The organism is Phaeobacter cretensis (assembly GCF_047372505.1).
Classification (GTDB): domain Bacteria; phylum Pseudomonadota; class Alphaproteobacteria; order Rhodobacterales; family Rhodobacteraceae; genus Phaeobacter; species Phaeobacter cretensis.
Map to the genome: position 1 here is coordinate 2599792 of NZ_JBKBEU010000001.1, position 26497 is coordinate 2626288.

A 26497-nucleotide genomic window follows, 5' to 3' on the forward strand; every position below is an offset into this window, starting at 1 on the left:
CTCAGTCGGGCCAAAACGGCCCGGCACTTCCCGATGCCGTTGCCGGCCTTTCCCAACACATTTGTGTCTCACCAACTTTGAATGGAGGCGACAACCTGTGCCCGGGTCCCCAACTGGTTGCCTCTGTTGAGGCTGAATAGTCGCTGTCGTGTGCACATAGTAGGTTTTCAGTAGCCGCGGGTTTAACGGCGTTCCTGCTTGTTAATGAGTGAAGCTCTTGCGCTGTGCGGGCAAGTGAAAGGGAGGCATTTGCGACCGGCATGCCCTTGGCCGCTTTGGACAGCGCCTGAAGTACGGCGGCTGCCATAAGATAGCCGGTGGCGTGATCCAACGCCTGAACCGGTAAGGGAACGGGTTTGGCATCCAGATCGACCTGCGCAGGGAACCCAGCTGTCCACTGCCGTCCACGGTCCGCGATGCCGCTGCTCATCTGAACGAGGCTGTCGAACCCTCGGCGTTTGGCCCAGGGCCCCGACCAACCATAGGCATTTAGACGAACCTCTATCAAATTCGGTGCTAGGCCTCTTAGCCTTGACGTATCGTAACCCAGCCCTTCCAGGGCCCCCGGACGATAGCCGTGGACTAGAACATCCGCACCCAATAGCAGGTCTTCGAAGCGGGTTCGGTCATCGGGAGCGCGCAGGTCCAACGCGGTCATATGCTTGCCGAGTGCAATTTCTTGCAGCACCCCGGGTTCATCCCATTCAGGTGGGTCAATTCTTAGAACCGTAGCGCCAAACCCAGCCAGTGTCCGTGTGGCCACCGGACCGGCCAGTACACGGGTCAGGTCAAGAACGCGCAGCCCAGCCAAGGGACGTTCCATTGTTGCCGTGGGGCGGTCTCGCAGGTGGATTTGATATGACGATGTGTCATCCCAGTGGATCAATGGTTCGGATGCGACAGCTTGCCCTTGTGGATGCGTTTGCCAATCTGAGTGGCTGCGCATCGCGGCAGCGACGCCGCCCGCTGCGACAATGGCTTGCTCTAAGGTGTCGCTTGACCATTGGGCAACGGTATCTCGCACGGCCTCTGGTTCGGATTTACATCCCAGTACGCCAAGTGCGGCCATACGGTGATGGGGTAGATTGGTATGGAGACGGATCCACCCATCGGTGGTGCGATAGTCTCCTGCAAGTGGATCCCAGAGGTTCGGCATATCCCACCCGCTAGGGCGGAAACTATATCGAAACCAAAGCGCCGTGAGCCGTTCGCTTACCTTTGTTTCTTGCACATTCGCAGTCAGATTTGTGGCCTGCATCAACTCTGCGAGGGCGATACCCACTGCCGCCACTGACTGATTAGCGAGTTGATCAACCGCATAGCAACTTGACCAGCGTTCACCTGGAGTGAGGCGAAAGCCATCGTTGCCGGGCAGGTTTCGCATTGCGGTTTCCTCTTTTGTAGAAACTGACTGCCTTGGGAAGGTTCAAAGCAACGATTTAGTGCTGGTAGGGATCGAGACTATCGCGAAGGCCATCGCCTAGAAAATTGAACGCCAGTACCACAACGATAATCGGCAACATCGGGATCGCGGTCCATGGATAGATCTCGATCGATGCGAGGTTCTGTGCGTCGTTGAGCATGACACCCCAGCTTACTGCAGGTGCACGTAGACCAAGACCAAGAAACGACAGCGCGGTCTCGCCAAGGATCATCGCGGGGATCGACAGAGCAGCCGAAGCTATCAGATGAGACATGAAGTTCGGCAACAAGTGCTTGCGGATCACGCGCCCTGATGAGGCACCCATCATCTCGGCGGCGCGCACATATTCTTCCTCGCGTAGGGATAGAAATTTGGCCCTTACCGATCGTGCTAAACCGGGCCAATCCAGAATTCCCAAGATTATCGAAATGACAAAGAACACAGCGACGGGTGACCAATTCGAAGGCACGGCAGCAGACAACGCCAGCCACAATGGAAGTTCCGGGAGCGAGCGCAAGATCTCAATCATTCGGTTGATCACCCAATCCAGCGTGCCGCCGAAGTAACCGGCCAGAGACCCAAAGAAAATCCCAAGTACGAAGGATACAGTGATGCCGATAAGGCCTACCGTCAGAGACAACTGTGCCCCATACAGAATGCGGGTGAAAATATCTCGGCCCAATCGGTCTGATCCCCAAAGGAACAGCGTAGCGCCGTCGGGCGCGCAAAACAGATGGGTGTTCGACGGAATAAGCCCCGCGATTTTATAAGTGGCCCCTTCGCAGAAAAACTTCACAGGTTGCGGGTTTTCAAGGTCGGGTTTGAAGATCCACTGAAAGGTCTCAAGGTCAGCTTCGGAGGTCATCGGGTAGATGAACGGCGCGCGCAAGCTGCCGTCATGAAAGAGATTGACCGACTGTGGGGGCGAGTAAATATGCTCACTGTCGCGGTCGTTCGGTCCATAGGGCGCGATGAACCCAATGACGGGTAGCAGCAGGTAGCAGATGAGTAGGAAGACGCCTGAGGTAAGGCCGAGCCTATGGGTTTTGAACTTACGCCAGATCAGGATCCAGTTAGGGGCGTCCAGATCCTTGCGCTCCAGCTCTTGCAGGGCGACATCGGGATCATACGGAGCGGTATCGACATAGTGACCGTCAGGTTGCTTGCTCATCGGTTGCGCTCCTCATAGCGGATGCGGGGATCGAGCATCACCAGCAGTACGTCAGAAATCATGGTACCGATCAGTGTCAATAAGGCCACGAACATCAGGACAAATCCACTGAGGAACATGTCTTGTGTCTTGAGCGCGGTCAGGAGTGTCGGGCCGATAGTTTGAAGGCCCAGAACAACGGACACCAGAACCGACCCGGAGATCATCGCTGGTAGTAGATTACCGATATCCGCCACAAAGGGATTGAACGCGACCCGTAGGGGGTATTTTGTCAGCATACGGGCAGGTGCCATACCCTTTGCAATGGCAGTTTCCACATAGGGCTTACCCAATTCGTCCAGCATATTAGCGCGTAACCGTTGCATCATCGCCGAGGCGCCGGAGGTGCCGATAACGAAAGTCGGCACAATCAAGTGAATCAGGATCGATTTGACCTTGTCCCAGGTCATCGGCTCTCCTTCAAAAGCGGGATCCATCAGGCCGCCGATAGGAAGGTCAAAATATTTGTGCCCGTAATAGAATAAGATCAATGCGAGCAGGAAGTTCGGCGTTGCAAGCCCAAGATACCCCACGAAGGCAGATGTATAGTCGACCCAAGTGCGTGATCGAGCTGCAGCGAGTACCCCTAGAGGCAGAGCGACGAGATAGACAAACAGCACCGCTGCAACATTGACCAGAACTGTAAGCCATAGGCTTTCGCCAACGATTTCGGCGACAGGTCGATCGAACTCAAACGACCACCCAAAATTACCCTGTATCATACCTGAAAACCCATGGGGGCCAGGCATGAAGCCCATCCAGATCATATATTGCTGCCATAGCGGGCGATCCAGTGCATATTCCTTGCGCAGGAATTCTGCTTTTGAAACGCCTGAGGATTGGCCAGAGGCACGCAGCTCTGCGATCTGGTTCGACAGGTAGTCGCCGGGAGGAAGATTTATGATTACGAAGACCAACACCGACACCACCAGCAGCGTCAGCAGCATAGTTCCAAAACGATAAATGGCGTAGCGCAGGATCTCCATTGGTCGCTATCCTTCAGCCTTTGCCGTCTTCAAAGAAGAACTCATCCGGGCGATAGATGCCGAAATGCGCTCCGGGATCCCAAGCCCAGATGCCCTTGGCGGGTACATTGCGCAAACGATTATTGACCACAACCGGCTGCGGAGCTGCTGCCACAAGGCCGATAGCGTAAACTTCTTCGGCATGGATTTTTAGCATTTGCTTCCAAGCCTTGATGCGATCCTCATCGGAATTGGCAGTTTCCCAATCATGCCAAAGTTCCATGAGTTGCTGGGCGGGTTCCAGATCCGGAGCTTGCCCAACGTCACCTCCGGTCTGGTGGAACTGGCCCCACTTTGGCCAAGATAGAAAGACCTGATCGGTTGGTGCCAGATAGGCCGGTGACGTGTAGACCTGCGGCAAGCCGTTGTCCCAGCCATACCAGACCGACGCCATAGTCGTTCCGGAAAATACCCGATTGCGCAGGATGTCGCGGTCTAGCGGACGCATGACCAGCTTAACGCCAACATCACGCCAGTCGTCGGAGATGATCTGAAGGGCATTCTCGACCTCTTGCCGTTCACCGGCGGTTTCGACAACGAGTTCCATCGGCCGCCCATCCGGCAGTTTGCGGATTCCATAACTATCGCGCTTAGCCAGACCGGCTTCGTCTAGCAGTTTGTTCGCGAGGTCCGGATCATACTGTGCCCATGCTGTGCGAAGGGCTGGATCAAAGAACGGGCTAGCTTCCAGCACGGTCATTGCGCCCGGTTTAGCCAGTTTGAAATAGAGAGCCTTGTTGATGCCCGCGCGGTTGATCGCCACCGATAGTGCGCGGCGAACGCGCGTATCGCGCAACACTTCACGCCATTGGTCATCGCTCACATTCAGGTTCGGGTAAATGGCTATCTGTGAAGCGGTGCCGTTACCCCAGAGATAGGTTTTGTAATCAGCACCATCGCTTTCGCCTTTGCGTAGGATCGGAATATCTCGAAAGCCAAGTCCACGGGCTTGCAGATCGGCCTCACCTGCGTTGGTCTTGGCAGCTACCAGGCCGCCCGCAACTATTTCCATCTCGACGGTGTCGATATAGGGCAGTTGGACGCCATGGCTATCGACACGGTGGTAGTAGGGGTTACGCACAAAGAGATGCCGGATTTTCTTACCTGATGTTGCGTTGATCCAGGGCTGCAGTGTTGGAAGTTCGTGATTGTCGAACTTGTACATATTGTCGAGCTTGTTGTGCAGTGCTGCCCAGCTTTTGACACGGGCATAGTCGACTTCTTCGGCAAGGGTTTCAGGGTCTGCGTAATCTGCGTGGAACTGCTTCAGATAAACCGAGGGGCGATAGATGAACGGTGGGCTGGCTTGTGCAAGACTATGCAGAAAGCTGGGATTTGGGACGTTCCATTCATAAATCACCGTCGTCTCATCAGGAAAACTTACGGTCGGCAGCGTGCCATTGACCCGCAGATAGTCTGGCGCACCTGTTGGATTCAGCAAGAGATTGTTAGCCACATCTTTCCACCAATATTCGAAATCGGCAGAGGTAAATGGATCGCCATTTGACCAGCGGTGGCCGGGGCGAAGCTTCAAAGTGAAGCGTCGGTTGTCCTCAACCTCAAACCCAAGAAGGATATCTGGTTGCAGCTGATAGCTTTCGTCATAGCCAGCCAGTCGGGCATAGCCGTAGACCACCATCTGACGAATGTCCTTTGACCTCGTTACCATAGTGTTTAGCGTGCCGCCCTGAACGCCAATTTGGCGGCCCTTGGCCTTTAGATCGACCACCAAGGGCACTTGGGGGATGCGCTCGGCAACCGGGGGTAGGTCTCCGGACTTTACCTCTTGCTCCCAAAAGCCACTTTCAATCATTTGCGCTGGACTGGCAGCAACAGAGGATGCCACGGCAAGTGCCAAAGCCTGAGCCAGTAACGCGCTCGTTGCAATTGTCTTGAATGATGAGCGCAATTTAAACATGACAACGTACCTTATGTCCGGGTTCCACTTGCACCAGTGATGGCGCTGTGGTGCCGGAGAACTTGAAGCGGTCTGGCCAGCTATCGGGCGATCCTGCGCCCTGTGCCACCAGCTTGAGATTGATCGGGCGCTTAATGCTTGGCTCTGGCTGAGCGGCAATCAGTGCCTTGGTGTATGGATGCTGCGGATTGTAGAATAGCGTTTCGGGCGGAGCCTGTTCCACAACCATACCACGGCGCATAACCGCCACTTCATCCGCAATGCGCGCCACCACTGCAAGGTCATGGCTGATGAAGAGGTAAGACAGTTGTTGCTGGTCTCTAATGTCTTCCAGAAGACGCAGAATTTGCTCTTGAACGGAGACATCCAAGGCGGATGTCGGCTCGTCGCAGACGATTAAAGATGGATCCAACATCAGGGCACGTGCTATCGATAGACGTTGGCGTTGCCCGCCAGAAAACGCATGCGGATATCGCAGCAGCATTTCGGGTTGCAGTCCGACGAGGCGAAGCATCTCTGCCGCACGATCGCGTCGGCTGCTGCGGTTGCCTAGCCCGTGGATTTCCATCGGTTCTACCAAAGCATCTTGGACCCGCATGCGTGGTGAAAGCGAGGAATAGGGATCCTGAAACACCATTTGAGCAGCCCGTTGAAACGCCGTTCGGCTGCTCCGGTCCATCTCGTGAACCGCAATCGGTGCCGAATCTGGTGTTCCTTGAAACAGGACCTCCCCGCCTGGATCAGGCGTTTCGGCCCCTAACGCTATGCGGGCCGCCGTCGTCTTTCCAGAGCCGCTTTCGCCGACTATCGCGAGGGTTTTGCCACGAGGCAGCGACAGGTTCAGTTCCTTGCATGCATGTATCAGTGTCGGTGCGGACCAACCCTTTCCAGCGCGCAGGGCATATGTCTTAGAGACATTGCGAAGCTGAAGTATCAGGTCGTCATGTGGTACGGGGCCGACAGGTTCGGGGGTCTCAGGAATCTGCGGTGCGGCCTTGAACAAAGCCTGAGTATATGGATGCGCTGGGGTGCCTAGTACAGTTGCAGCGCTACCGGCCTCCATCACACGGCCCTTATGCATCACTACAACCTGTTCGGCCATATTAGCCACAACACCCAGATCGTGCGTGACCAAGATCATCGCCATACCGGTGTCGCGTTGGAGGTCTTTCATCAGTCCAAGCACTTGCGCCTGGGTGGTCACATCCAGAGCGGTGGTTGGTTCATCTGCAATCAACAAATCTGGTTTTGCCACCATCGCCATTGCAATCATCGCGCGTTGACGCATTCCGCCGGACAATTCAAATGGGTAGGATCTGTATGCGCGCTCAGGATCGGGGAAGCCGACGCGTTCAAAACAACTGAGCACGTCGCGTTTTGCAGTACTTTCGCTTTTTCCCCCATGTAGCCAAAGAACTTCAGAGACCTGATTGCCGATCCGGTGCAGCGGTGACAGGGATCGCATCGGTTCTTGAAAAATCATCGCGATCTCATTGCCGCGAATATCGCGCATCTGTCGCTCGCCAAGCGTTCGCAGATCTCGCCCGCCGTTCCGGTCGGCACCACCCCAGAGCATTCGGCCATCGCGGATTTGTGCCGCCTTTGGCAGTATTCTCAGAACTGCGCGGCATGTCACAGTCTTTCCAGAGCCGCTTTCGCCAACCAAGGCTAAGGTTTCTCCGGCAGAGATTGAAAAATTGACATCCCGCACGACAGGATCGCCCGGACCAAATCCGATACTTAGGTTTTCGACAGACAGCAGAGGCTTCATCTAGCCAAAGCCGCCAAGCCATTGTAGCGCTTGCATTGCGGTTCCATATCCCTGTTTTTTTCGCTCACTGTCGCGCGCCACTGGGGTAATAGTCAAATCCCATTTCGATCCCCTAAAGATCGATGCCAAAAAATTGAGTGTATGAGAGCTGCTGGATCTCGCCGAAGTGCGCGCGGACGCATAACCTGCGGATGCTACACATTCACGACAATCTCTGTCACAGCTATCGCAATTAATGCCTACGAGAACCCCGCGCACCCTATAGGAGACCGCCATGAGCGACCATAAGACTACGACCAGGCTCGATCTTTTCATTGATCGGATGGTTTCGCAGCGTGCCTGCCTGGATGCCGCGATTGCACAGACGAAGGGCCGGAATGAGCCGGTGTTCGAGCTAGGGTTGGGTAATGGTCGAACATTTCACCATATGCGTGAACGTATTCATGATCGTGATGTCTATGTGTTCGAGCGGGCATTGGGATCACATCCGGACAGCGCGCCGGCGGAACATCTGACTATTCTTGGCGATGTTCGCGATACTCTCCCCGCTGCACGTGATCGGTTTCCAGATGGGGCCAGTCTAATTCATGCTGATCTCGGCGGCCACAATCGCGAAAAAAATGATGCTTTTGCACGGATGATCTCTCCATTGATCAAGCCGCTCCTGGCTTTGGGTGGGTTGATGGTGTCCTCTGATCGGATGTATTTTGACGCATTTGAAGAACAACCGCTACCTGAGGGTGCGGTTCCCGGGCGCTGCTTTATCTATCGCCGCGCTGGCTGACAGCGTTCATCGCGGGCGTATCGGTTCCCTGCGACGTTGGGTTCATCGGCGTTGGTTTTATTTCCGAGCCTAGGCGGATCGGAGCATGATGCAGCGCACACGAGAGGCAGCCAAATGATATTCTATGATTGCAGTACTGCTCCCAACCCGCGGCGTGCGCGGATGTTTATCGCAGAAAAAGGTCTTAAGATTGAGACGCGCGACATCTCCATCGCCAATGGCGAGCAGGCATCGGAGGCATTTCGGGCAATCAATCCTCGGGCAACCCTGCCGGTTCTGGTAACGGATGACGGTCAAACATTAACCGAAAATCTGGGGATCGCAGCCTATCTAGAAGCCTTGCACCCAGAACCGCCACTAATGGGGCGTACTCCGGCGGAAAAGGGGCAGGTATTGATGTGGCACGCCATTGCTGAAGCGGAAGGCGGCATGCCAATTGCCGAGGCTTTGCGCAATAGTCATCCGGCTTTCGCCAACAGGGCCATTCCCGGGCCTGAAAACTATGCGCAGCTTCCTAATCTGGCAGAGCGAGGTCACGCCCGAGCCGGGAAATTTTTTGAGCTGCTGGAAGTGCGTCTAAAGCAAAGCGAATTTGTCGCGTTGGATTATCTGACACTCGCCGATATTGCGGCGTTTGTCTTTGTTGATTTTGCACGTGTCATCAAGAAGCGCATCCCAGAGGGGAATAGCGCGACCCGTGCATGGTATGATACAATTTCGGAGCGCCCGAGCGCCAGGATCTAACTGTAGTCCCTTGAATGGATGGACAGAGCAGGCAATCCCCGGCAGGTTAGCCTAACGTCCAGCGGCGCTTTTTCCGTTACATCCATCTCGCATTTCAGAGGCCTCGAATGGCAGACAAACCCATCCTCCACCGCGACGATCCCGATGCCGCGCCTTTGATTGGGAACATCAAAGTGACGCGTGCTGATTGGTTGAACGTCGCTATGGATGTCTTGATTACTGACGGCGTAGAACAGGTCAAAGTGTTGGCGTTGGCGGAGCGCATGGGCGTTTCGCGCTCTTCGTTCTATTGGTACTTCAAATCACGGCAGGATCTGCTGGACGCGCTGCTGACAAGTTGGGAGCAGACCAACACGGCAGGTATGATCGGGCAGGCTGAGATCGGGTGCGAAACCATTACAGGCGCGGTGCTGAATGTTTTCCGCTGCACTGCTAACCCGCAATTGTTCAATACGGCGTTGGACTTTGCTGTTCGCGACTGGGCGCGCAGATCGGGCCATGTACGTAATATACTAGATACGTCGGATGCTCGGCGGATCGATGCGCTGACAGCAATGTTCCTGCGATATGGCTATGTGGAGCGCGAAGCAGAAACGCGGGCAAAAGTGCTTTACTATATGCAACTTGGGTACGACATGGCGGGGCTCAATGAACCATATGAACAGAGGCTTAGTATGACGGACGCCTATCTGGAGGCCTTTACGGGCCAATCTGCCAGCTCCGAAGAGCTGGCTGAATTTGCAGATTACGTCAAACGGTTCTGGCGGCCCTGACAGGTGGTATCAAAGTGATGCCAAATGCGCGCTGACACTAGCCTTGGTTTTCTCAGCGGCTGCCAAACGCACTGGTCCATAACCCCGAATTTCCATCGGCGCGCTCAGCACAGCTAACCAAGTATCGTGATGGTCGGCGGTATAGCGCGCCTCAGTTTGCTTGATGATGTCCTGGTACCAGCTGAGCAAATCCCGGTGCAAGCGGGCCTCTTCGTGATAGCCAAAGGGATTCCAGCGACGTCCCCGCAGGTTTCGACCTTTCGCGAGTATACGCATCGCAGGTCGCATCCAGGCACCGAATTGCAATTTGCGAGGCCGCCCGCGCGCATCTGTCTTGCGGCTTAAGAGTGGAGGCGCGAGGTGATAGTTGACCTGAAAGTCACCTTCGAACTCGGCCTCAAGCTGATGCTTGAAACTGTCACCGCTCAGCAGGCGTGCAACCTCAAACTCATCCTTATAGGCCATGAGTTTGAACAAGGAACGTGCAGCTGCGGTGAGTAGTTCATTGGAACCATCTATAGGGAGAGCACCACGCAAGGCTTCCAATAGCGTTGTAAAAGTCTTTGCGTAGGCTGGGTCTTGATATTCGGTCAGGAAAGCCGCGCGTCGTTCGATCAACTCTGGTAGAGATTCCTCGGTGATCGTCTCCTCGGTATAGAATTCCGAGAGCCGGGCAGGATCGTGGGCGATTGCACGCCCGATAGCAAAAGCGAGGCGGTTCTTATCTATTGCGACGCCGTTTAGAACAATGGCTTGATCCAAGGCTCCGAGGCTGACCGGTACGAGCCCTTTTTGCCAGGCGAACCCCAACATCATGACGTTGGCCAAAACAGCATCGCCGAGCAGAGTTTCAGCCGCGTCATTAGCATCAAAACCCGATAGGTTTTCAGCACCTATCACCTCCGCGATAGATTTTTCGCGCAGGCCGGTCATCAAATCAGCATCGCGGCGCAATACAATGTCGCCTGTTGGCATTTCGGCGCGATTCAGTACCATCTTGGTGCCGGAGTGATAGTGGGCAGACGCCTTTGGCGCGGAGCTCACTACCACATCGCATCCGATCACTGCGTCGGCCGCGCTTTGATCGATGCGGACCTGATGCAATGCGTCTGGAGTGTTAGAAAGGCGTATGTACCCGAGTACGGTTCCAAATTTCTGCGCAAACCCGGTAAAGTCCAGCACACTGGCACCTTTGCCTTCCAGATGTGCAGCCATAGTGATCAACGCGCCTACAGTCACAACCCCTGTGCCACCAACGCCGGTTACAAGCAGATCAAAGGGATCTTTTAACGAGGGTAGCTTGGGGGAGGGTAAGTCGGCAGTTAGTGCAGACGCATCCAGTCCCGAGACTTCTTTCTTACGCCGTGTCGCGCCTTCGACCGTGACGAAGCTGGGGCAAAATCCGTTTAGACAGGAAAAATCCTTGTTGCAGCTCGACAGGTTGATCTTGCGTTTGCGGCCGAGGGGCGTCGCTTTCGGCTCTACGCTCAGGCAGTTGGATTCAACCGAACAATCGCCACAGCCTTCACAAACAAGATCATTGATAAAGGCGAACCGTTTGGGGTCGTCCATTGTGCCGCGTTTGCGACGGCGGCGTTTTTCGGTTGCACAGGTCTGCTCGTAGATCAGTACGGTTACGCCGGGGATCTCCCGCAGTTCGCGCTGAACGGTATCCATATCGTTGCGATCGTGAAAACTGGTGTCGGCCGGGAAATCGGCGATGGAAAATTTGCCGATGTCGTCGGACACCAATGCGATTCGGTCAACTCCTTCGGCGCGACATGTTTGGGCGATCCCGGAAACGCTAACTGGGCCATCCACAGGCTGACCGCCAGTCATGGCGACGGCATCGTTGTAAAGGATCTTGTAGGTGATGTTGGTGCGTGCTGCGACGGCTTGACGGATCGCAAGAGAGCCGGAGTGGTACCAGGTCCCTTCGCCGAGGTTTTGAAACACATGCTTGCCGCCATTGAATTTAGAGGCAACCGTCCACGGCACGCCCTCGCCACCCATTTGTGCATAGCCTGCGGTGTCGCGGTCCATCCAGCTTGCCATGACGTGGCACCCGATGCCCGAATTCGCTTTGCTGCCCTCAGGTAGTTTTGTCGATGTATTGTGCGGACAACCGGAGCAAAAATAGGGCGTTCGGGTAGCGCCGGGTACATTTAACAAACGAGGCGGTTGCTGGCCTAAGGCACGGGCTTTGTCCAACAAGTTTTCCTGAGGGAAAAAACGGTTTAGCCGTTCAGCAACGATCGGAACCAACGTCAGCGGCGATAGTTCACCGGTCCATGGAATGAGTGGATTGCCCTTGCTATCGTGTTTGCCCACCATCCGTTCGGGCTTGTCGCCGGGCCAGTCGTAGAAGTATTCTTTGAACTGGCTCTCAATAATACCGCGCTTTTCTTCAACGACCAGAACTTCCTGCTTACCTTTCACAAAGCGCAGGGCCTCGGTACGAGCTAGTGGCCAAACCATCCCGACCTTATAGATATCGATGCCGAGCCGTTTGCAGGCGGTTTCGTCCAATCCCAGAAGCCGCAGTGCTTCCATCAAGTCCAAATGACCTTTGCCGGTCGTGACAAAACCGAATTTTGCCCCCGGCAGGTCATAGATACGGGTATCAAGCGGGTTGGCTTCGGCGAATGCCCGCACCGCACGTAGCTTGGCGTGAATGCGGGTCTCAATCTCGGGGGATGGCAGATCCGATCTGCGAATATGCAAGCCGCCGGGATAGTCTTGCGGTGCTGGGTAGGTGAACCCACGATCTGGCTGCAGCTCAACGGAACGGGCGCTTTCCACAGTTTCCGAAACTGCCTTGAAGCCCACCCAGGTGCCGGAGTAGCGCGATAGAGCAAAGCCGTACTCGCCAAATTGCAAGAACTCAGACACATCAGCCGGATTCAGTACGGGCATGAACCACGACATGAATGCCACATCGGATTGATGCGGCATTGAGGAGCTGACGCAGCCATGATCATCTCCGGCTACGACCAGCACGCCACCTTTTTCAGAAGATCCATAGGCGTTGCCATGTTTTAGAGCATCGCCGGAACGGTCGACACCGGGTCCCTTGCCGTACCACATGGAGAAAACGCCCTCGACCTCACAATGTGGATCAAGAATCGCCTGCTGTGCCCCAAGCACGGCCGTTGCACCAAGATCCTCGTTGACCGCTGGCATGAACGTGATGTTGTGCGCGTCCATGCGTTTGCGACTACGCCAGAACTCAAGATCTACTCCACCGAGAGGCGATCCACGATACCCGGATACAAACCCTGCGGTGTTCAATCCTGATGATTTGTCACGTCGCGCCTGATCCAGCATGATACGCGCCAGCGCTTGGGTGCCTGTCAAAAAGACACGACCAGCTGTCATCTCATAGCGGTCATCCAGCTGGTAGCTGCGAAAATCATGGCTGAGCCGGGTCATCAAAGGTATCCCTTGCATTGGTGATATGGATTTGAGAAATAGTAATCCGGCATGATTGAAATATTTCACCAGATTTTTTGGATGCTACAGGGTATCTGAATATTTATTCCAGATTTTTCGATAATGTGGATAATGCACCCATGGGCGATAGCTTGGAACTTGATCACCGCGACCACCGTATCTTGACGCTGTTGCAGCAAGACGCGCGGCTGTCGAATGCAGACTTGGCTGAGGCCGTGGGCATGTCAGCCTCTGCACTTTGGCGCCGGGTTCGTGCGCTTGAAGAAGCAGGTATTATTGAACGCTATGGTGCGGTTGTGAATGCCGCTGCCATGGGACTGGGGTTCCATGCCATTGTGCATGTTCAATTGACACGTCACGATCGTGACAAGCTGGCAGATTTTATCCGTGCGATAGAGACAAGCCGTCTGGTTCAGGAGTGTTATGCCACCACCGGACAGTCGGATTATCATCTGCGTGTGCTGGCGCCCGATTTGGATGCGTACAACTGCTTTTTGGAGGATTTTTTATTCCGTCTGCCTGCGGTCGCCAGTGCGCAAACGAATGTTGTTTTGAGAACAATAAAACGCGATGAGACCATCACGCCTTAGTTTCTGGTGTTGAAACCGCGACCGGCTCTAAGAGATAGCTATCGACTTACCCGAAGGTTACATGCGCCCAAGCTGCTGCCATGGCAATATAGGTCAGCTGGTGCAATGCTTGGTCGGTGCCCATTGCACGCCAGTAAACAGCCATATCAGGCGCTAGTTCCTTGCGTTTGGAATAACATGCCTTGCAGTAGTCGATATTGAAATGCGCCACCCACTCAAGTGCGCCGATCATCAAAATGAAGCCAACTGGAGCTCCCATAATGACAAAGGCGATGATCGAGCCCAGTACATGTACCCCGGCATGTTGTGCGCGCCCCGCATGGAGATACTCCCCGCGCCCCGACAGCATCTTAGGCGTTTGTAGATAGAAATCGCCAAACATATGCTTGATCTGAAGCAGGCAGAGCAAACCCAATAGGGATGCAAGATGGTCTGACAAAGGAACGGCCCCATTTTATGTAGCAAGCTTTAAAAGCTTACGTTTTTTTTTGAGACTGGCAAATGGCCTCTGACAATATTCGTAGCGACGCCCCGTCAACTTATGCCCGATATGGTGCAAGAATAAGCTGTCGAGGCCCCACCAAAGACGAGGGGGGCTGTCTTGGCATTGCCTGTTGTGGGGAATTCAGGCTAGGCATATCGGGATCAGTTTCCGTCTCATTCGCCATTTCGGAGCCGTCCCATAGAACGCACTCTTTTTCGGTTCATCTGGAAATATTCCAAGCGCGACCAACTGGTTCTGCTGGTTGTCACGGCCTGTCTGTTTCCACTGTTGTATCTGACACTGGAGCTGCCCAAGCGTATCATCAATGATGCGATTGGTGCGCGAAGCTCTACAATTGATCTGTTTGGCTATGAGCTGATCCAGCTGCACTACCTTTGGCTTCTGTGCGGTGGGTTTCTTCTGGCGGTTCTGGTCCACGGTCTGCTGAAGATGCGCATCAATACGATGAAAGGCATTCTGGCTGAGCGGATGCTCAGGCGATTCCGTTATCGGTTGATTTCGCGGGTGTTGCGGTTTCCCCAGCCCTATTTTGAGCGTGTCAGCCAAGGCGAATTGGTTTCCATGGTCACCTCCGAGAGTGAGCCAATGGGTGGCCTAATGGGCGATGCCGTTAGCCAGCCGGTACTGCAGGCCGGCCAGATGCTGACGATCCTCTATTTTCTATTTATGCAGAATGTCTGGTTCGGAATGGCGGCCGTCGCGCTGATCCCTCTACAGGGATGGTTGATCCCGATGTTGCAGCGCAAAATCAACTTATTGAACAAAAAGCGTATTCGTCAGATTCGGGCCCTTGCATCAGAGATTGGCGAAAGTGCCGCCGGGGCGTCAACTCTACGCCTGAACGGTGGCTGGCGGTACCGTATGGCTGTTATCACAGATCGGCTCGGTTGGCTTTACGACATCCGGTTCGAGATCTATCAGAAGAAATTCTTCATGAAGTTTCTCAACAACTTCATCACTCAGCTGACGCCGTTCCTTTTTTACGCCATTGGTGGCTACCTGGTATTGGAAGGCCAGGTTTCACTGGGCGCACTGGTAGCAGCATTGGCAGCCTACAAAGACCTGGCATCCCCTTGGAAAGAGTTGCTGGCCTATTACAACCAGACACAGGATATGGCGTTGCGCTGGGATGTGATCCTCGAGCGGTTTGACCCACCGGGAATGGTGAATGAGGCGCTGATGACTGGTGCTCCGGATCATCTGGAACGGTTGCAGGGTGATATCATCGTAGAAGGCGTCAATGTCCGTGATGCGAATGGGAATCTTGTTCTGGAAGATCTGAATGCGCGCTTCCCAGCGGGCAAGGTGATCGGGGTTGCCGCCCCTTCGGAGGAAGATCGGCGCGCTATGGCCGGGTTGTTGACCCGTGAATTGCTACCCTCGGCGGGCAAGGTCTGTATAGAGGACCAAAACCTGAGCGATATCCATCAGGCGGTGATTGCGGCACGTATCGGGCATGCAACTTCCCGCCCGGTGCTATTTCAAGGCTCTTTTGGCGACAATGTGATGATGCCGATCCGTCAGCGACCACTGGGAACGGCGCAGGATATGCGGCGGTATGATGTAGCGCTACAGGCTGGCAATAGCCCTGATCCATTGGATGCGTCCTGGTTGGATCCCGCACTGGCCGGATTTTCCAGCGAGACGGAGTTACGCGATTGGTGGTTGCGGCTTATAGCGGGAATTGGTTCTGATACGGCGCTGTTTCGCCGAGGTGTTGAGCAGCGATTTAGTGTTAACAATCATCCTGAACTCGCGCAGAGACTGGTAGATTTACGCCCAAAGGTGCGGGAGGCAGTCGCAAATGCAGGCTTCGGAAGCTATGTTCATTTTCTAGCTCCAGACCGCTATAACCCAGCACTGCCAGTCGCCGAAAACCTTCTCTATGCGACCATGCAGCACCGCATAACTGAAGATGTGTTGAGGAAACAGGATGACTTTCTTGATCAGCTCAGGGAACTCAATCTTGACGTGGATCTGGTTACTCTCAGCTGTGATGTGGTTGAAATGTTGCGGCAGATCTTTGGCATCGACGGCACGGATCACCCGCTGTTTCGCAAACTAAGGCTGGAGGTATCAGCCTATGAAGGCGCTTTGGCACTGGTAGATAAAACCCGTGATGATGGGGTTTCTGCGTTGAGCCATGAGGAGCTGGCACGGTTGCTGATCGTGCCATTTAGCATTTCCGCCGAGCAGATTGGCGCGGCCTTCAGCACCGAAATCGAAGAGCGCATTCTTGCGTTCCGTCAAAGCCACTCAAAGCAGCTGATGGCGACGTTAGACGATATCTTTGAGCCGTTGGATGAATCGCGATTTGCCCCGGGGCTGACCGTGCTGGAAAACGCCTTGTTCGGGAAAATTTCTGACGGTGCGGGTGGGCGTGCAGAAGACGTCCAGAAACTGGTTTCCGATGTCTTGGTCGGGAATGGCGTGCGTGATCATGTTGTGGAACTGATCTTTGATCTGCCGATTGCGCTAGGTGGGCAGGGACTACCTGCCAGCTTTGCGGAGCCGCTGGCCTTTTCACGGGCGACGATCAAGCGTCCGGATATCTTGATCCTCGATTCCGCAATGGCCAGCTATGACCTGGACACCCGCATTGCAATTCATAAAAACCTGCGGCGGCTTTTGCCACTGACGACACTGATCTATCTTGGAAGCAGTTTTGAGAGCCCGGAAGTCTTTGACAGCTACTATGAGCTGCGCCAGGGCCGCTTGGTCAGCGACAGTCCGGTCACCGATGAGCGCGGTGATGGTGTCGGGAGCGCTGATTTGGCGCGTAAGCTGAGGGCCCTGGAGCAGACGGAGCTGTTCTCCAAGTTGAACCGCCGGCAGCTCCGTCTATTGGCGTTTGGCGCGCGTTGGTACACTGCCAAGGCTGGTGACACAGTGTTCCTCAAAGATGATGAAGCAGGTGATGGCGCTTACATGGTGCTGGAAGGCGAAGCCGGTCTCTATTTGCCGCAGGAAGGCGGTGAAAATCGCTTTGTTGCTAAGGTGGGGGCAGGTCGGCTGGTCGGCGAACTGGGGCTGATCAGAAAAGAACCGCGAGCTCTCAGCATGATTGCCGAAAGCGATTTGACATGTCTGCGTATTGGTGAGGAAGAATTCCTCGCGGTAGTTGAAAACGATGCTGCCACAGCCTTCAAACTTTTGCAGGTCGTGGCGGGTTACGTGTCGAGCTAATGCTTCGCGCCCTTTGCCCAATCGCTTTCCATCGGTGGCTAGCGAGAGCTGGAACAGTATATTTTAAGCAAGTGTAAGGTGCTGCGTGACTAACGACGTCTCTGAATGCTCTTGGAAGCTAGGCCTGAGTGGACAGTTAGCCAAGAGAAAGAGTTCGGTGCGATTGGTCCATAGCTGCTGACCAGAGATGAAGGGCCTGGTCCGCAAAATCTGAGCCTATATTGGAACTAAGCGGCGCGCTTATGTAGCAGGTTCGTAGCCGCAATATGATCTTCTCAGTGGCCGAAGTTGTTTCGCACCTTAGTCTGTTGATGACATTGTATCCCGGAGATGTGTTGCCACCAGAATTCCTCCAGACGTTGGCATGGGGCAGAAGCCCATGCTAACCTATCTGAAACCCCGTCATATTTATGCGCAATGCTGTCGAAGGGATTGGGCAGTAACTGCAACGCGCGGTCGGATACGCGTAAGATCGGCGCACATTGGGCAGGGGCTATCCCTGCCCAATCGCTGCTTTGCCTCAGTACGGCTCTCCAACTGCCTTTAGGCTACTCTGGCGGGTCAAAATCACATCACTCTTCGATGGGTGGGGCACCGCCAACAAAGTTGTTGCCTTCGGCGTAGTTGCATGGGGCATCCTGCATATTCAGGTGCAAATCAGTTCCTTCGAAGGGATGTGCGCGGGCTAAGTCTTCGTCTACCTCAATGCCCAGGCCAGGTGCGTCAGATGGGATGACAAAGCCATCCTCGACATCGATGCTATGTTTGATCAGGGCATTGTGGAACGGTGTCTCGATTGTCTCGATCATCAATAGGTTAGGGATAGACGCAGCTAATTGGATATTGGCGGCCCATTCCACCGGGCCAGCATAAAGATGCGGAGCCATCTGCGCGCCAAAGACTTCGGCAATAGCGGCGATCTTTTTGGTTTCCCATATACCGCCAGAGCGCCCGAGCGCGGGTTGAAGAATTTCAGCGGCCCCCGCCCGCAAGACTGCAGCAAACTCCGCTTTTGTTGTAAGCCTCTCACCGGTGGCAACGGGAATGCGGACGCGTTCAGCGACGCGGGCCATGTCCTCAATCAAATCGGGAGGGGTTGGTTCTTCAAACCATAAGGGTTGATAGGGTTCGAGTGCTTGGCCCAACCGGATAGCGCCTGCTGGGGTGAATTGGCCGTGGGTGCCAAACAAGAGGTCAGCGCGATCGCCTACGGCCTCACGAATGGCACGGCAGAATGCGACCGATTGCGTAATATCGGATTGTGCGGGCATATGACCGCCTCGCATCGTATAGGGGCCAGCTGGGTCGAATTTGACTGCAGTGTAACCGCTCTCTACCGCTGCGACAGCCGATTCTGCTGCCAGTTCGGGCGCGTTCCAGAATGCACCAATGTCATGATGAGACTGTGGGTAAAGATAAGTATAGGCGCGAAGGCGGTCGTTCATGCGACCACCAATAAGTGCATGAACGGGGCGGTCGCGGTCTTTGCCCAGGATATCCCAGCACGCGATCTCTAGGCCAGAGAACGCGCCCATGACGCTTAGATCTGGGCGCTGGGTAAATCCTGACGAATATGCGCGCCGGAACATCCATTCGATGTTTTCCGGTGACACACCCTGCATGTGGCGGTCAAATACGTCACGGATCACATGGGTCATCGCCTGCGGGCCTACGGATGCGGCATAGACCTCACCCCAACCAATGATGCCTGTATCAGTGGTCAGTTTGATCAAGATCCAATAGCGGCCACCCCAGCCCGGGGCTGGTGGAGCAGTAACGATAATGTCCAAGTCTTGCAGTTTCATATCGGATTTTCCGTATCTGATCAGAAGTCTAGCTATCAAAAATGATGACGTTTCGGCGGGCAGATCCCGTTTTGGTGTCAGCGATGGCAGCGTTGATGCCGTTGAGTGTCCAGCGGCCGGAGATCAGCTCATCCAGCTTCAATCGCCCCTGTTGATAAAGATCCACCATCCACGGAATATCGCGCTGGATCACAACATCTCCCATTTTCGACCCGATCATGCCCTGACCTAAGGCGGCCATGATGACTGGTTCATAGGTGGCTTTTGCACCGGAGTGAGGCATGCCGATCATCACTATCCGTCCACCCATGCCAAGATAGCGCGTGGCTTGGTCATACGCGGGGATGGCCCCAACGGTAACCAAAACAACATCAGCACCTTTGCCGCCAAGCGCCTTGTAAGAGGCCTTCCATGGTGCATCCGCGCTGCCTAAGACCGTGTGGGTAGCCCCAAACTCTCTGGCAATCTCCAGTTTGTCTTCACTAATATCCACAGCTACGATCCGCCGGGCTCCGGCTATACGGGCCCCCTGAATGGCATTCAGCCCGACACCACCAGCGCCGATCACAACAACATCCTGACCTGCTCTGAGCTGTGCGGCGTTCACCGCGGCACCGACACCCGTGATCACGCCGCATGAAATCAGCGCTGCCACGTCTTTTCCTAGTTCTGGTGGGATTTTTACGATCTGTCGCTGGTCGACCACCACTCTTTCAGCAAAGGCACCGCAGCCCATGGCCTGCATCAAAGGAGCACCTTCCGCCGTTTTCAGCGGGCCATTGACAGCGTCATAAGGTGTTTCGCAGAGAGTTGGTGCTCCGCTCGCACAGCTAGGGCAACCGCCGCAGGATCGGATCAAGGTTACCACCACGCTGTCGCCTTCGGCGAAGCCATGAACACCATCTCCAACGGCGCTGATGACGCCTGCGGCTTCGTGGCCATAGACCGCGGGTAGAAAACCGCCCCAAGCGCCTTCAGCAAATGAGATGTCGCTGTGACAGATCGCAACAGCACCAAGCGTGACTTCAACTTCACCACCCTTAGGAGGGGCGAGGTGCACATCCTCTATTACCAGAGGGGCACCGAACTCATGACAAACGGCGGCTTTGATTGTCGGCATGCAATCTCTCTCCCTATTTTCTGATCACGGTGGACTGGGGAGAGTGGGGCTGCAAGTCTGAAACCGTCAATCATGTCGGGTATCGCTAATATGTTGGGTCAGATGTTGAACAATCAACTTCCGCAGGGCGATTACCCGCAAGTTTCGCTATTCGTCCTCGGTCCAATTAGGAGGCGGGTTGCAAATCTTGCAAGGTGGCAACCGCTTTGGCAAATTCCTGAGCCTCTTCGGGGGCTCTGCCAAGTTGCTGCGCCGGGTCAAAAATAGTGGAAAGGTCGAGATCAGGATATTGCGCGACTGCAACCTCCTGCAAGGGCCGGTTCTGTCCGGCGGCATCGGCGCAGAGCGTTTTGACAGCAGCCTGCGCGTCGCTTCTTCGCATGACTTTAGCCAAAGCAAAGCTCAAGGCCTCGGCGTGGATAATGCCATTGCTGGCATTCAGGTTGTGCGTCAGCTGGATTGGGTTTGGCTCTAAACCATTGGTCATTGAGCAGGCAGTTTTTGCCGCGCCGGCAGCGCAGAACACGATTTGCGGCAAGCTCAGCCATTCGCCGAACCAACTGCCACCGTCTCGTTGGTTTTGATGGCTGGCCGCTTGGTGCAGAGCCGTAAGTTGGGCATTTGCCTGAGACGCAAGTGCGACCAACGCAGAAGCGGCAACGGGATTCTGTTTTTGCGGCATTGTCGAGGATGCGCCGGCGGCACCAGTGGTAACCTCTTCGATGCCACTCTGTCTTAGAGCAATACAGTCTTTGCCCAGTTTGCACAAAGCGGCTGTAACACGAGTGAGCCATTCAGCAATACGCAATACCGGTGTGCGATCGGTGTGCCAGCTCCGACCGGGATCTGTCAGCGCAAGCGCATTGGCCAATTCGCTACGCACCTCAGCGGCCTGTGAGCCGAGGGCGTTGGCGGTGCCCGCTGCGCCGGAAAGGGAGACAAGAAGGCAGGCGTTGCGGAGATTTGGCAGCTCTTCTAGCAGGGAGAGCAGGGGATGCCCCCATGCCGCCACAACCGCGCCGAAACTCGTCGGCGTCGCTAGCTGCCCATAGGTTCGAGCAGCCATCGGCAGGTCAGCATGCGCCGAAGCCAAAGCGGCAAGTTGGCCCAGGAGCGTGGTTAGATCGGCTTCTATTGCTGCGAGAGCCTGACGCAGCCGCAACATCAACGCGCTGTCCATGATATCCTGCGAGGTCGCGCCCCAATGGACGTATTGCGCATGTTCCGGCGCGTTCATCTCCTCTCGCAATGCGGCAACTAAACCCGGTACTGGAACGCCATTCTGTCCGGTCTGGCGAGCCAGTGCTGCCGGATCGAGGGCTACCTCCATCACAGCACGCCCAATCGCTGCTGCACTTTCTTCGGGTATCAGGCTCATTTTGCCCTGGGTTTTTGCTAGTGCCCCCTCGACCAACAGCATGGCGCGGACCTCTGCACTGTCTGAAAACAACCGGGAGATATCCCCGACGGGAAAAAGCGGGTTGTAGAGCTGACTGTCAAAGAGAGAAGCGGCCATCAGAGATCTTTCACTAGAGTTGCAATCATAGTCGCCAATCGTTGCGGAGCGGCAAAGAACGGAGAATGCGAGGTATCCAGATCCGTTACCTTATGTGGGGGCCAATCGGTCACCATTTGCGTCTGATATTCCGGCGGAATGACGCGATCACCGGTGCATCGGATATAGGCTTTGGGGGTCGCTTGCCATTGCGCGCCCAGCTGAAGCGGTGTGTCTTGTGGTCTGATAGCCTGCGGGCTCAATCGCGGGAGAGCATAAGCCGCCGTCGATGCCGGGCAATCATGATACAGCAGATCCGTCGCTGTGGTGAGATCGAAACAGTAGCTATGGCCATCCGCTGCTTTGACAGTTTTACCAGCCAGGGTTTGACGTGGGCTGCGTTTCCGCATTTCGATCATCGACACTCCGCCTTGAGGGACATAGGCACAGAGGTAAATCAGCCCGCGTAGAGGTGTTGCCATATCTGCAGCCGCTGAAATCGGGTAGCCCGCCCAAGAATGCCCGAGCAGGACAGTATTGGAATCCGTAGCTTCACGAATGGCTGTGGCCGTTTCACTCAGCGTTATGGATGCCATGTCACGGCTCTGGCCGCTATCGCTGCGAGCATTCCCGGGAAGATCGATTGTCCCGGCGCTGAGGCCTTGATCCGCCAAGGCAGGCAATAGGTCACGCCAGCACCATGCGCCATGGCAGGACCCGTGGACCAACAACAGATCAGTCAATGTGACCGAGCTCCTGCAGAAAGGAGATCAAACGGTCGGCAAATGCATCGGGCTGTTCTATACAGGGCAGATGGCCTGCCTTGCGGATCAATTCAAACTTGGAGCCAGGGATCAGATTCACGGTTTCGCGAACCAGGTCTGCCGGGGTGGCACCGTCGTCAGATCCAGCAATGCCCAGTGTTGGGAGGCGTAGGCCACTGGTCGGGGTATAAAAGTCGGTACCGGCTATGGCGGCGCAGCAGCCTATGTAACCTTCGACCGACTGTTGCAAAACATGTGCTCGCCAATGTGCGACTTCCGGAGATTTAAGGAACTCGGGCGCGAACCAACGTTGCATGATGGCGTCGGCTACGGCTTCGAGACCACCTTGTTGGATAGCATCAATCCGCTGCTGCCAGTTGGTGGCGGTCCCGATCTTGGCCGCAGTATTTGAGAGCACCAGCCCACGCATCAAATCCAGCCGCTTGACTGCGAGCCCCTGCGCGATCATGCCGCCGATTGAAAGCCCCACGAAAATGCAATCCTTCACTTGCAAATGATCCAACAGGCGTTCTGCATCGCGGATCAAAGCGCCCATAGTATAGGGTGCAGGTGTCGCGGGTGAGAGACCATGCCCCCGCAAATCATAGCGTATGATGCGGAGTTCCATCGGAAGACGCTCCAGTACCGCGTCCCAAAGATGCAGGTCGGTTCCGAGGGAGTTTGCAAAAACCAAGGGAGGTCCGTCGGCGGCTCCGTCCACTTGGTAGTTCAGCTGGACGTCGCCTAGATCAGCAAGCTGCATCACACTCCTCCGAGGCTTCTTTGGGGCAACCGTCTAGCGTGCAACATATCGGAAGTAAAGTCGGCGGGCGTGCCGCTGAGGCGGTCGGATGCTGTTCTATTCAGCAGAATTGAGTCGCATATGGGCCATGATTTGTCCGTGGTCAGAAGCCAGCTTATTATATGGCGCTTCGGGATGACTCCCGTCGGTTAAATGGTCATTGAAGACACTAAAGTACTGCATTTCGCCGATGGATCCTCGCCATTCTGGGTCAAAGTGACGCGACATGTATATTTGATCGATGCTTTCGTGAACGCCGCCAAATGCCGTCGTGTAGACGACGTCGCGGAGCGATTTTTTAAGAAACATTCTCTCAGCAGCGCGGAGCCGAAGCCGGTCAATTGTCTCGCGGATCTTGTGGTCTTCTTCCGAGCTATAGCGATCACCTGAATGGCGGGCATCATGGCGTAACATCCACGAATAATTGCGAAACGGAGTTTCACCGCTAATAATCTCTGAGCTAACCGCATATTCTCCATCGTTGAAATCCCCGAGCACCATCACCGGGCGGTTTTGTTGGAGCTCCTCCAGCACTGCCCGCCTTAGCACCCAGGCTTCTGCCATGCGGCGCAGGGCAGCACGCAATGCACCAAGGGCGCGGCCACTCGCATCATAGGCCGTGAGGGCGCTTTCTGGCGCGTAGGGTGCATCTTGTGGAGTTATGAATTCGCCTAGTTTGGATTTAAGATGGCAGTTAAATACGCTGACAATTTGGTCACCGACCGGGATACGGGCCTTCATGACCGGCCGTGATAGTCGCCGCAATGTATAGTACCCGGCGTCGTCCTCACCACCAAGGCAGGCCATCGGTATTTCCAATGGCTGAGGTAATTCCTGGATAATCTCGACCGGTTCTGCAAATCCGTGGCGCGATAGAATTGCAAGACCGGGGCGCCGCTTGCCGGGTGTATCACTGTCGTTCACGTTTGGCGCAAAGGCTAGCTCAGCATCGGTGTAGGGCGTGTAGGCCAGTTTGCGAAAAATTGCCTTGCGATGATATCGTTTGGAGCGATCAGGTACGCTGGCCGCGTTCGCGTCTATACCGCGCCGGTCGGTTTCCGCGATGATCTCCCTTAGAGGCGTCTCGTCAAAAATTTCCTGAAACCCAACGATATCCGCATCTAGCGTCAGCAGTTGGTCAGCCATCCAGTCCGATTTCCACGCATATTCTTCGGGTGTGTAGCTTTGGAACGCGTAATACTCCTGATCCGGTCCGATCAGGTTTTTTACGTTAAAAGAGGCAATGGTAAAACTGGTCATCAGGGTACTCCAAATTCGAACAAGGCAACAGTGGCAGATCAACCGAACCGGCGCAGAGCCTCTGCAAATATGCTGGCATCGACATTGCCGCCGGTAGCGACGGCGATGGCAGCCATGTCGTCAAGTTGATCGCCGTGAAACAGTGCCGCTGCAAGAGCCACTGCGCCGCCGGGTTCCAACACAATTTTCAGCCGTAGAAAAGCTTCGACCATTGCGCGCATAGCGTCGTCTTCTGTGACGACGACGCCGGAACCACACAGTCGAGCCAAAATTGGAAAGGTTATCTCACCGGGGGATGGCGTTAATATCGCGTCACAGATCGAGCCAGCGGTGGTCTCATTTCGGCAGATGCGTCCAGAAGCGAGCGAACGGGCTACATCGTCAAAGCTTTCCGGTTCACAGGGGCGTACTTGCATTCCTGGCGCGGTTTGTTCCAGGGCCAAGGCCACGCCAGCGGTTAAGCCACCGCCGCCGCAACATACAAGAACATTGGCTTTGGTTATGCCCTCTTCTGCGGCTTGGCTGGCTATTTCCAGCCCGACCGTACCCTGACCGGCCACGACTTGTTCCTCGTCGTATGGTTTGATCAAGGTGAGGCCACGTGTCTTCGCCAGTTCGGCACCAATCGCATCGCGATCATCGGTAGCGCGGTCGAATAGGACGACTTCGGCTCCGAGTGCGCGCGTGTTGGAAATCTTGATGGCCGGGGCGTCCTGGGGCATCAGGATCACTGCAGGTGTGTTGTGCGCCGATGCAGCGGCTGCAACGCCTTGGGCATGATTGCCGCTTGAGTAGGCTAACACACCGCGTTGGCGTTGTTCATCCGTTAGGGCTGACAGCGCGGCCCATCCGCCTCTGAATTTGAACGACCCGGTTTGTTGCAGGCACTCGGCCTTGACGAACAACCGGCGACCGGCAAGTTCGTCCAGAAAGGGCGAGGATAACAGGGGTGTCCTGCTTGCATGTCCTTGCAGACGCTTTGCTGCGGCACTGATCGCGGCGAAGGATGTCATAGTGCAATCTCCAAAATGTGATGGATGAGCGCAAGCGATTGCGGTTCATCCAGAAATGGGACATGCCCACGGTCCGGCACTTCCGACGCGATCAGTTCAGGTAAGCTAAGCTGCATCTTTTGGTAGGTTTCTGCGCTGAGAATGTCGGAATTGGCACCACGGATAACGCCGCATGGCACTCCGCTTAATGATAGAAATAAAGGCCAAAGATCCGGTGTGCTACCGGTTGCAGCCTGTGCCAGCAATGCATCGCGCAATCGCACATCATAACGTAGTTCAAGACCTGTTGGGGTCTCACGAAAGAAGGTCTCGACCTCTTCACGCCAGCGAGAAGCCGACACATTTGGAAAGGTCGCGCCCATATGGGTTGCGAGCGTTGTAGCTGCCTCCGCATGGGTCTTTGCTGCAGGGCGATGCCCAATATAGGCCATAATCCGCGTGATGCCATCTGTTGGGATTTCTGGTCCGACGTCGTTCAGGATCACCCCCGCCAAACGCTCTTTGTGCAGAGCAGCCAGAACCATTGCCACTAACCCCCCGCGTGACGTGCCAAGAAGCGTGACGCGTACGATGCCAAGGTGATCCAGTAGTTCAACGACATCCTGTGCCTCTCGCGGGACTGAATAACTATGGAAGTCGTCGGCATATTGTGAGTGGCCTCGACCTCGCGCATCCAGAGTAATCATGCGTTTGTCACGGATATGCGGACGCAGATAGCGGAAATCCTGACCGTCGCGTGTCAACCCGGCGAGACACAACAATGGAGGGCCAACGCCGATGTTGCCACCCGGATCGTCGTAGGCCAACCGCAGCCCGTCTGAAGTGGTAAAATATGCGGGTGTCTTCATTGTATTAG

At 55.2% G+C, this 26497-nt stretch carries 21 protein-coding genes; 6 read left to right on the forward strand and 15 right to left on the reverse strand.

The window, feature by feature from the left end; translation table 11 throughout:
* Position 1 precedes the first annotated feature (1 nt).
* Genes ACEWZM_RS12430 through ACEWZM_RS12450 form a run of 5 tightly spaced genes read right to left on the reverse strand, consistent with a single transcriptional unit; the run spans position 2 to position 7347 of the window.
* A complete protein-coding gene (locus ACEWZM_RS12430) occupies positions 2-1384 on the reverse strand; it encodes a CoA transferase (RefSeq protein WP_414006726.1) in 1383 nt (460 codons plus the stop codon).
* 55 nt (positions 1385-1439) lie between these two features.
* Positions 1440-2594 (reverse strand): ABC transporter permease, encoded by a 1155-nt coding sequence (locus ACEWZM_RS12435; protein WP_414006727.1) that lies wholly within the window; start codon positions 2592-2594, stop codon positions 1440-1442.
* A complete protein-coding gene (locus ACEWZM_RS12440; protein ID WP_414006728.1) occupies positions 2591-3619 on the reverse strand; it encodes an ABC transporter permease in 1029 nt (342 codons plus the stop codon). The genes ACEWZM_RS12435 and ACEWZM_RS12440 overlap by 4 nt, the downstream gene beginning before the upstream one ends.
* A gap of 13 nt (positions 3620-3632) precedes the next feature.
* Positions 3633-5576 (reverse strand): ABC transporter substrate-binding protein, encoded by a 1944-nt coding sequence (locus ACEWZM_RS12445; RefSeq protein ID WP_414006729.1) that lies wholly within the window; start codon positions 5574-5576, stop codon positions 3633-3635.
* On the reverse strand, positions 5569-7347 hold the full coding sequence (locus ACEWZM_RS12450; protein ID WP_414006730.1) for an ABC transporter ATP-binding protein: 1779 nt from the start codon (positions 7345-7347) through the stop codon (positions 5569-5571). Before ACEWZM_RS12450 ends, ACEWZM_RS12445 begins: the two co-directional genes overlap by 8 nt.
* A gap of 274 nt (positions 7348-7621) precedes the next feature.
* Here ACEWZM_RS12450 and ACEWZM_RS12455 point away from each other — a divergent pair, with 274 nt between their 5' ends.
* The 3 genes from ACEWZM_RS12455 (at position 7622) to ACEWZM_RS12465 (ending at position 9648) form a co-directional block, all read left to right on the forward strand.
* A complete protein-coding gene (locus tag ACEWZM_RS12455) occupies positions 7622-8131 on the forward strand; it encodes a class I SAM-dependent methyltransferase (protein ID WP_414006731.1) in 510 nt (169 codons plus the stop codon).
* Positions 8132-8245: 114 nt separating this feature from the next.
* Entirely contained in the window at positions 8246-8875 is a 630-nt protein-coding gene (locus ACEWZM_RS12460; protein WP_414006732.1) for a glutathione S-transferase family protein, read from the forward strand.
* A gap of 107 nt (positions 8876-8982) precedes the next feature.
* Positions 8983-9648, forward strand: coding sequence for a TetR/AcrR family transcriptional regulator (locus ACEWZM_RS12465; RefSeq protein WP_414006733.1), 666 nt, complete (start codon positions 8983-8985; stop codon positions 9646-9648).
* A 9-nt stretch (positions 9649-9657) separates the two neighbouring features.
* Here ACEWZM_RS12465 and ACEWZM_RS12470 read toward each other — a convergent pair whose 3' ends face one another.
* Positions 9658-13080: an indolepyruvate ferredoxin oxidoreductase family protein gene (locus tag ACEWZM_RS12470; protein WP_414006734.1), complete on the reverse strand. Its 3423-nt coding sequence runs from the start codon at positions 13078-13080 to the stop codon at positions 9658-9660.
* A gap of 140 nt (positions 13081-13220) precedes the next feature.
* Between ACEWZM_RS12470 and ACEWZM_RS12475 the strand changes: the two genes are divergently transcribed.
* A complete protein-coding gene (locus ACEWZM_RS12475) occupies positions 13221-13691 on the forward strand; it encodes an Lrp/AsnC family transcriptional regulator (protein WP_414006735.1) in 471 nt (156 codons plus the stop codon).
* 46 nt (positions 13692-13737) lie between these two features.
* On the opposite strand, the gene ACEWZM_RS12480 is transcribed toward ACEWZM_RS12475, so the two are convergent.
* On the reverse strand, positions 13738-14130 hold the full coding sequence (locus tag ACEWZM_RS12480) for a DUF3307 domain-containing protein (protein ID WP_414006736.1): 393 nt from the start codon (positions 14128-14130) through the stop codon (positions 13738-13740).
* A 294-nt stretch (positions 14131-14424) separates the two neighbouring features.
* Here ACEWZM_RS12480 and ACEWZM_RS12485 point away from each other — a divergent pair, with 294 nt between their 5' ends.
* Positions 14425-17382 (forward strand): ABC transporter transmembrane domain-containing protein, encoded by a 2958-nt coding sequence (locus ACEWZM_RS12485; RefSeq protein WP_414008030.1) that lies wholly within the window; start codon positions 14425-14427, stop codon positions 17380-17382.
* Between the two features lie 266 nt (positions 17383-17648).
* Positions 17649-17768 (forward strand): hypothetical protein, encoded by a 120-nt coding sequence (locus ACEWZM_RS12490; protein ID WP_414006737.1) that lies wholly within the window; start codon positions 17649-17651, stop codon positions 17766-17768.
* Positions 17769-17954: 186 nt separating this feature from the next.
* On the opposite strand, the gene ACEWZM_RS12495 is transcribed toward ACEWZM_RS12490, so the two are convergent.
* The 8 genes from ACEWZM_RS12495 to ACEWZM_RS12530 all read right to left on the reverse strand — a co-directional run bounded on the left by ACEWZM_RS12495 (position 17955) and on the right by ACEWZM_RS12530 (position 26489).
* Positions 17955-19187 (reverse strand): mandelate racemase/muconate lactonizing enzyme family protein, encoded by a 1233-nt coding sequence (locus ACEWZM_RS12495; RefSeq protein WP_414006738.1) that lies wholly within the window; start codon positions 19185-19187, stop codon positions 17955-17957.
* Positions 19188-19215: 28 nt separating this feature from the next.
* Entirely contained in the window at positions 19216-20307 is a 1092-nt protein-coding gene (locus tag ACEWZM_RS12500) for a Zn-dependent alcohol dehydrogenase (protein WP_414006739.1), read from the reverse strand.
* Positions 20308-20473: 166 nt separating this feature from the next.
* Positions 20474-21823 carry a lyase family protein gene (locus tag ACEWZM_RS12505; RefSeq protein ID WP_414006740.1) on the reverse strand — a complete coding sequence of 450 codons (1350 nt, stop codon included), beginning with the start codon at positions 21821-21823 and terminating at the stop codon, positions 20474-20476.
* Positions 21823-22545, reverse strand: coding sequence for an alpha/beta fold hydrolase (locus ACEWZM_RS12510; RefSeq protein ID WP_414006741.1), 723 nt, complete (start codon positions 22543-22545; stop codon positions 21823-21825). Before ACEWZM_RS12510 ends, ACEWZM_RS12505 begins: the two co-directional genes overlap by 1 nt.
* Positions 22538-23329 carry a 3-oxoadipate enol-lactonase gene (gene pcaD / locus ACEWZM_RS12515; protein ID WP_414006742.1) on the reverse strand — a complete coding sequence of 264 codons (792 nt, stop codon included), beginning with the start codon at positions 23327-23329 and terminating at the stop codon, positions 22538-22540. The genes ACEWZM_RS12510 and pcaD overlap by 8 nt, the downstream gene beginning before the upstream one ends.
* 96 nt (positions 23330-23425) lie before the next feature.
* A complete protein-coding gene (locus ACEWZM_RS12520) occupies positions 23426-24628 on the reverse strand; it encodes an endonuclease/exonuclease/phosphatase family protein (protein ID WP_414006743.1) in 1203 nt (400 codons plus the stop codon).
* 38 nt (positions 24629-24666) lie between these two features.
* A complete protein-coding gene (locus ACEWZM_RS12525) occupies positions 24667-25641 on the reverse strand; it encodes a threonine ammonia-lyase (RefSeq protein WP_414006744.1) in 975 nt (324 codons plus the stop codon).
* Entirely contained in the window at positions 25638-26489 is an 852-nt protein-coding gene (locus tag ACEWZM_RS12530) for an alpha/beta fold hydrolase (protein ID WP_414006745.1), read from the reverse strand. Before ACEWZM_RS12530 ends, ACEWZM_RS12525 begins: the two co-directional genes overlap by 4 nt.
* Positions 26490-26497: the final 8 nt, after the last annotated feature.

What these genes read in the sequence shown, in the direction of transcription:
- ACEWZM_RS12495 (WP_414006738.1), bottom strand. Translation starts at nt 19,187, where the DNA reads ATGAAACTGCAAGACTTGGACATTATCGTTACTGCTCCACCAGCCCCG.
- ACEWZM_RS12505 (WP_414006740.1), bottom strand. Translation starts at nt 21,823, where the DNA reads ATGGCCGCTTCTCTCTTTGACAGTCAGCTCTACAACCCGCTTTTTCCC.
- pcaD (WP_414006742.1), bottom strand. Translation starts at nt 23,329, where the DNA reads ATGCAGCTTGCTGATCTAGGCGACGTCCAGCTGAACTACCAAGTGGAC.
- ACEWZM_RS12475 (WP_414006735.1), top strand. Translation starts at nt 13,221, where the DNA reads ATGGGCGATAGCTTGGAACTTGATCACCGCGACCACCGTATCTTGACG.
- ACEWZM_RS12520 (WP_414006743.1), bottom strand. Translation starts at nt 24,628, where the DNA reads ATGACCAGTTTTACCATTGCCTCTTTTAACGTAAAAAACCTGATCGGA.
- ACEWZM_RS12530 (WP_414006745.1), bottom strand. Translation starts at nt 26,489, where the DNA reads ATGAAGACACCCGCATATTTTACCACTTCAGACGGGCTGCGGTTGGCC.
- ACEWZM_RS12525 (WP_414006744.1), bottom strand. Translation starts at nt 25,641, where the DNA reads ATGACATCCTTCGCCGCGATCAGTGCCGCAGCAAAGCGTCTGCAAGGA.
- ACEWZM_RS12465 (WP_414006733.1), top strand. Translation starts at nt 8,983, where the DNA reads ATGGCAGACAAACCCATCCTCCACCGCGACGATCCCGATGCCGCGCCT.
- ACEWZM_RS12490 (WP_414006737.1), top strand. Translation starts at nt 17,649, where the DNA reads ATGATCTTCTCAGTGGCCGAAGTTGTTTCGCACCTTAGTCTGTTGATG.
- ACEWZM_RS12430 (WP_414006726.1), bottom strand. Translation starts at nt 1,384, where the DNA reads ATGCGAAACCTGCCCGGCAACGATGGCTTTCGCCTCACTCCAGGTGAA.
- ACEWZM_RS12460 (WP_414006732.1), top strand. Translation starts at nt 8,246, where the DNA reads ATGATATTCTATGATTGCAGTACTGCTCCCAACCCGCGGCGTGCGCGG.
- ACEWZM_RS12455 (WP_414006731.1), top strand. Translation starts at nt 7,622, where the DNA reads ATGAGCGACCATAAGACTACGACCAGGCTCGATCTTTTCATTGATCGG.
- ACEWZM_RS12445 (WP_414006729.1), bottom strand. Translation starts at nt 5,576, where the DNA reads ATGTTTAAATTGCGCTCATCATTCAAGACAATTGCAACGAGCGCGTTA.
- ACEWZM_RS12435 (WP_414006727.1), bottom strand. Translation starts at nt 2,594, where the DNA reads ATGAGCAAGCAACCTGACGGTCACTATGTCGATACCGCTCCGTATGAT.
- ACEWZM_RS12440 (WP_414006728.1), bottom strand. Translation starts at nt 3,619, where the DNA reads ATGGAGATCCTGCGCTACGCCATTTATCGTTTTGGAACTATGCTGCTG.
- ACEWZM_RS12500 (WP_414006739.1), bottom strand. Translation starts at nt 20,307, where the DNA reads ATGCCGACAATCAAAGCCGCCGTTTGTCATGAGTTCGGTGCCCCTCTG.
- ACEWZM_RS12450 (WP_414006730.1), bottom strand. Translation starts at nt 7,347, where the DNA reads ATGAAGCCTCTGCTGTCTGTCGAAAACCTAAGTATCGGATTTGGTCCG.
- ACEWZM_RS12470 (WP_414006734.1), bottom strand. Translation starts at nt 13,080, where the DNA reads ATGACCCGGCTCAGCCATGATTTTCGCAGCTACCAGCTGGATGACCGC.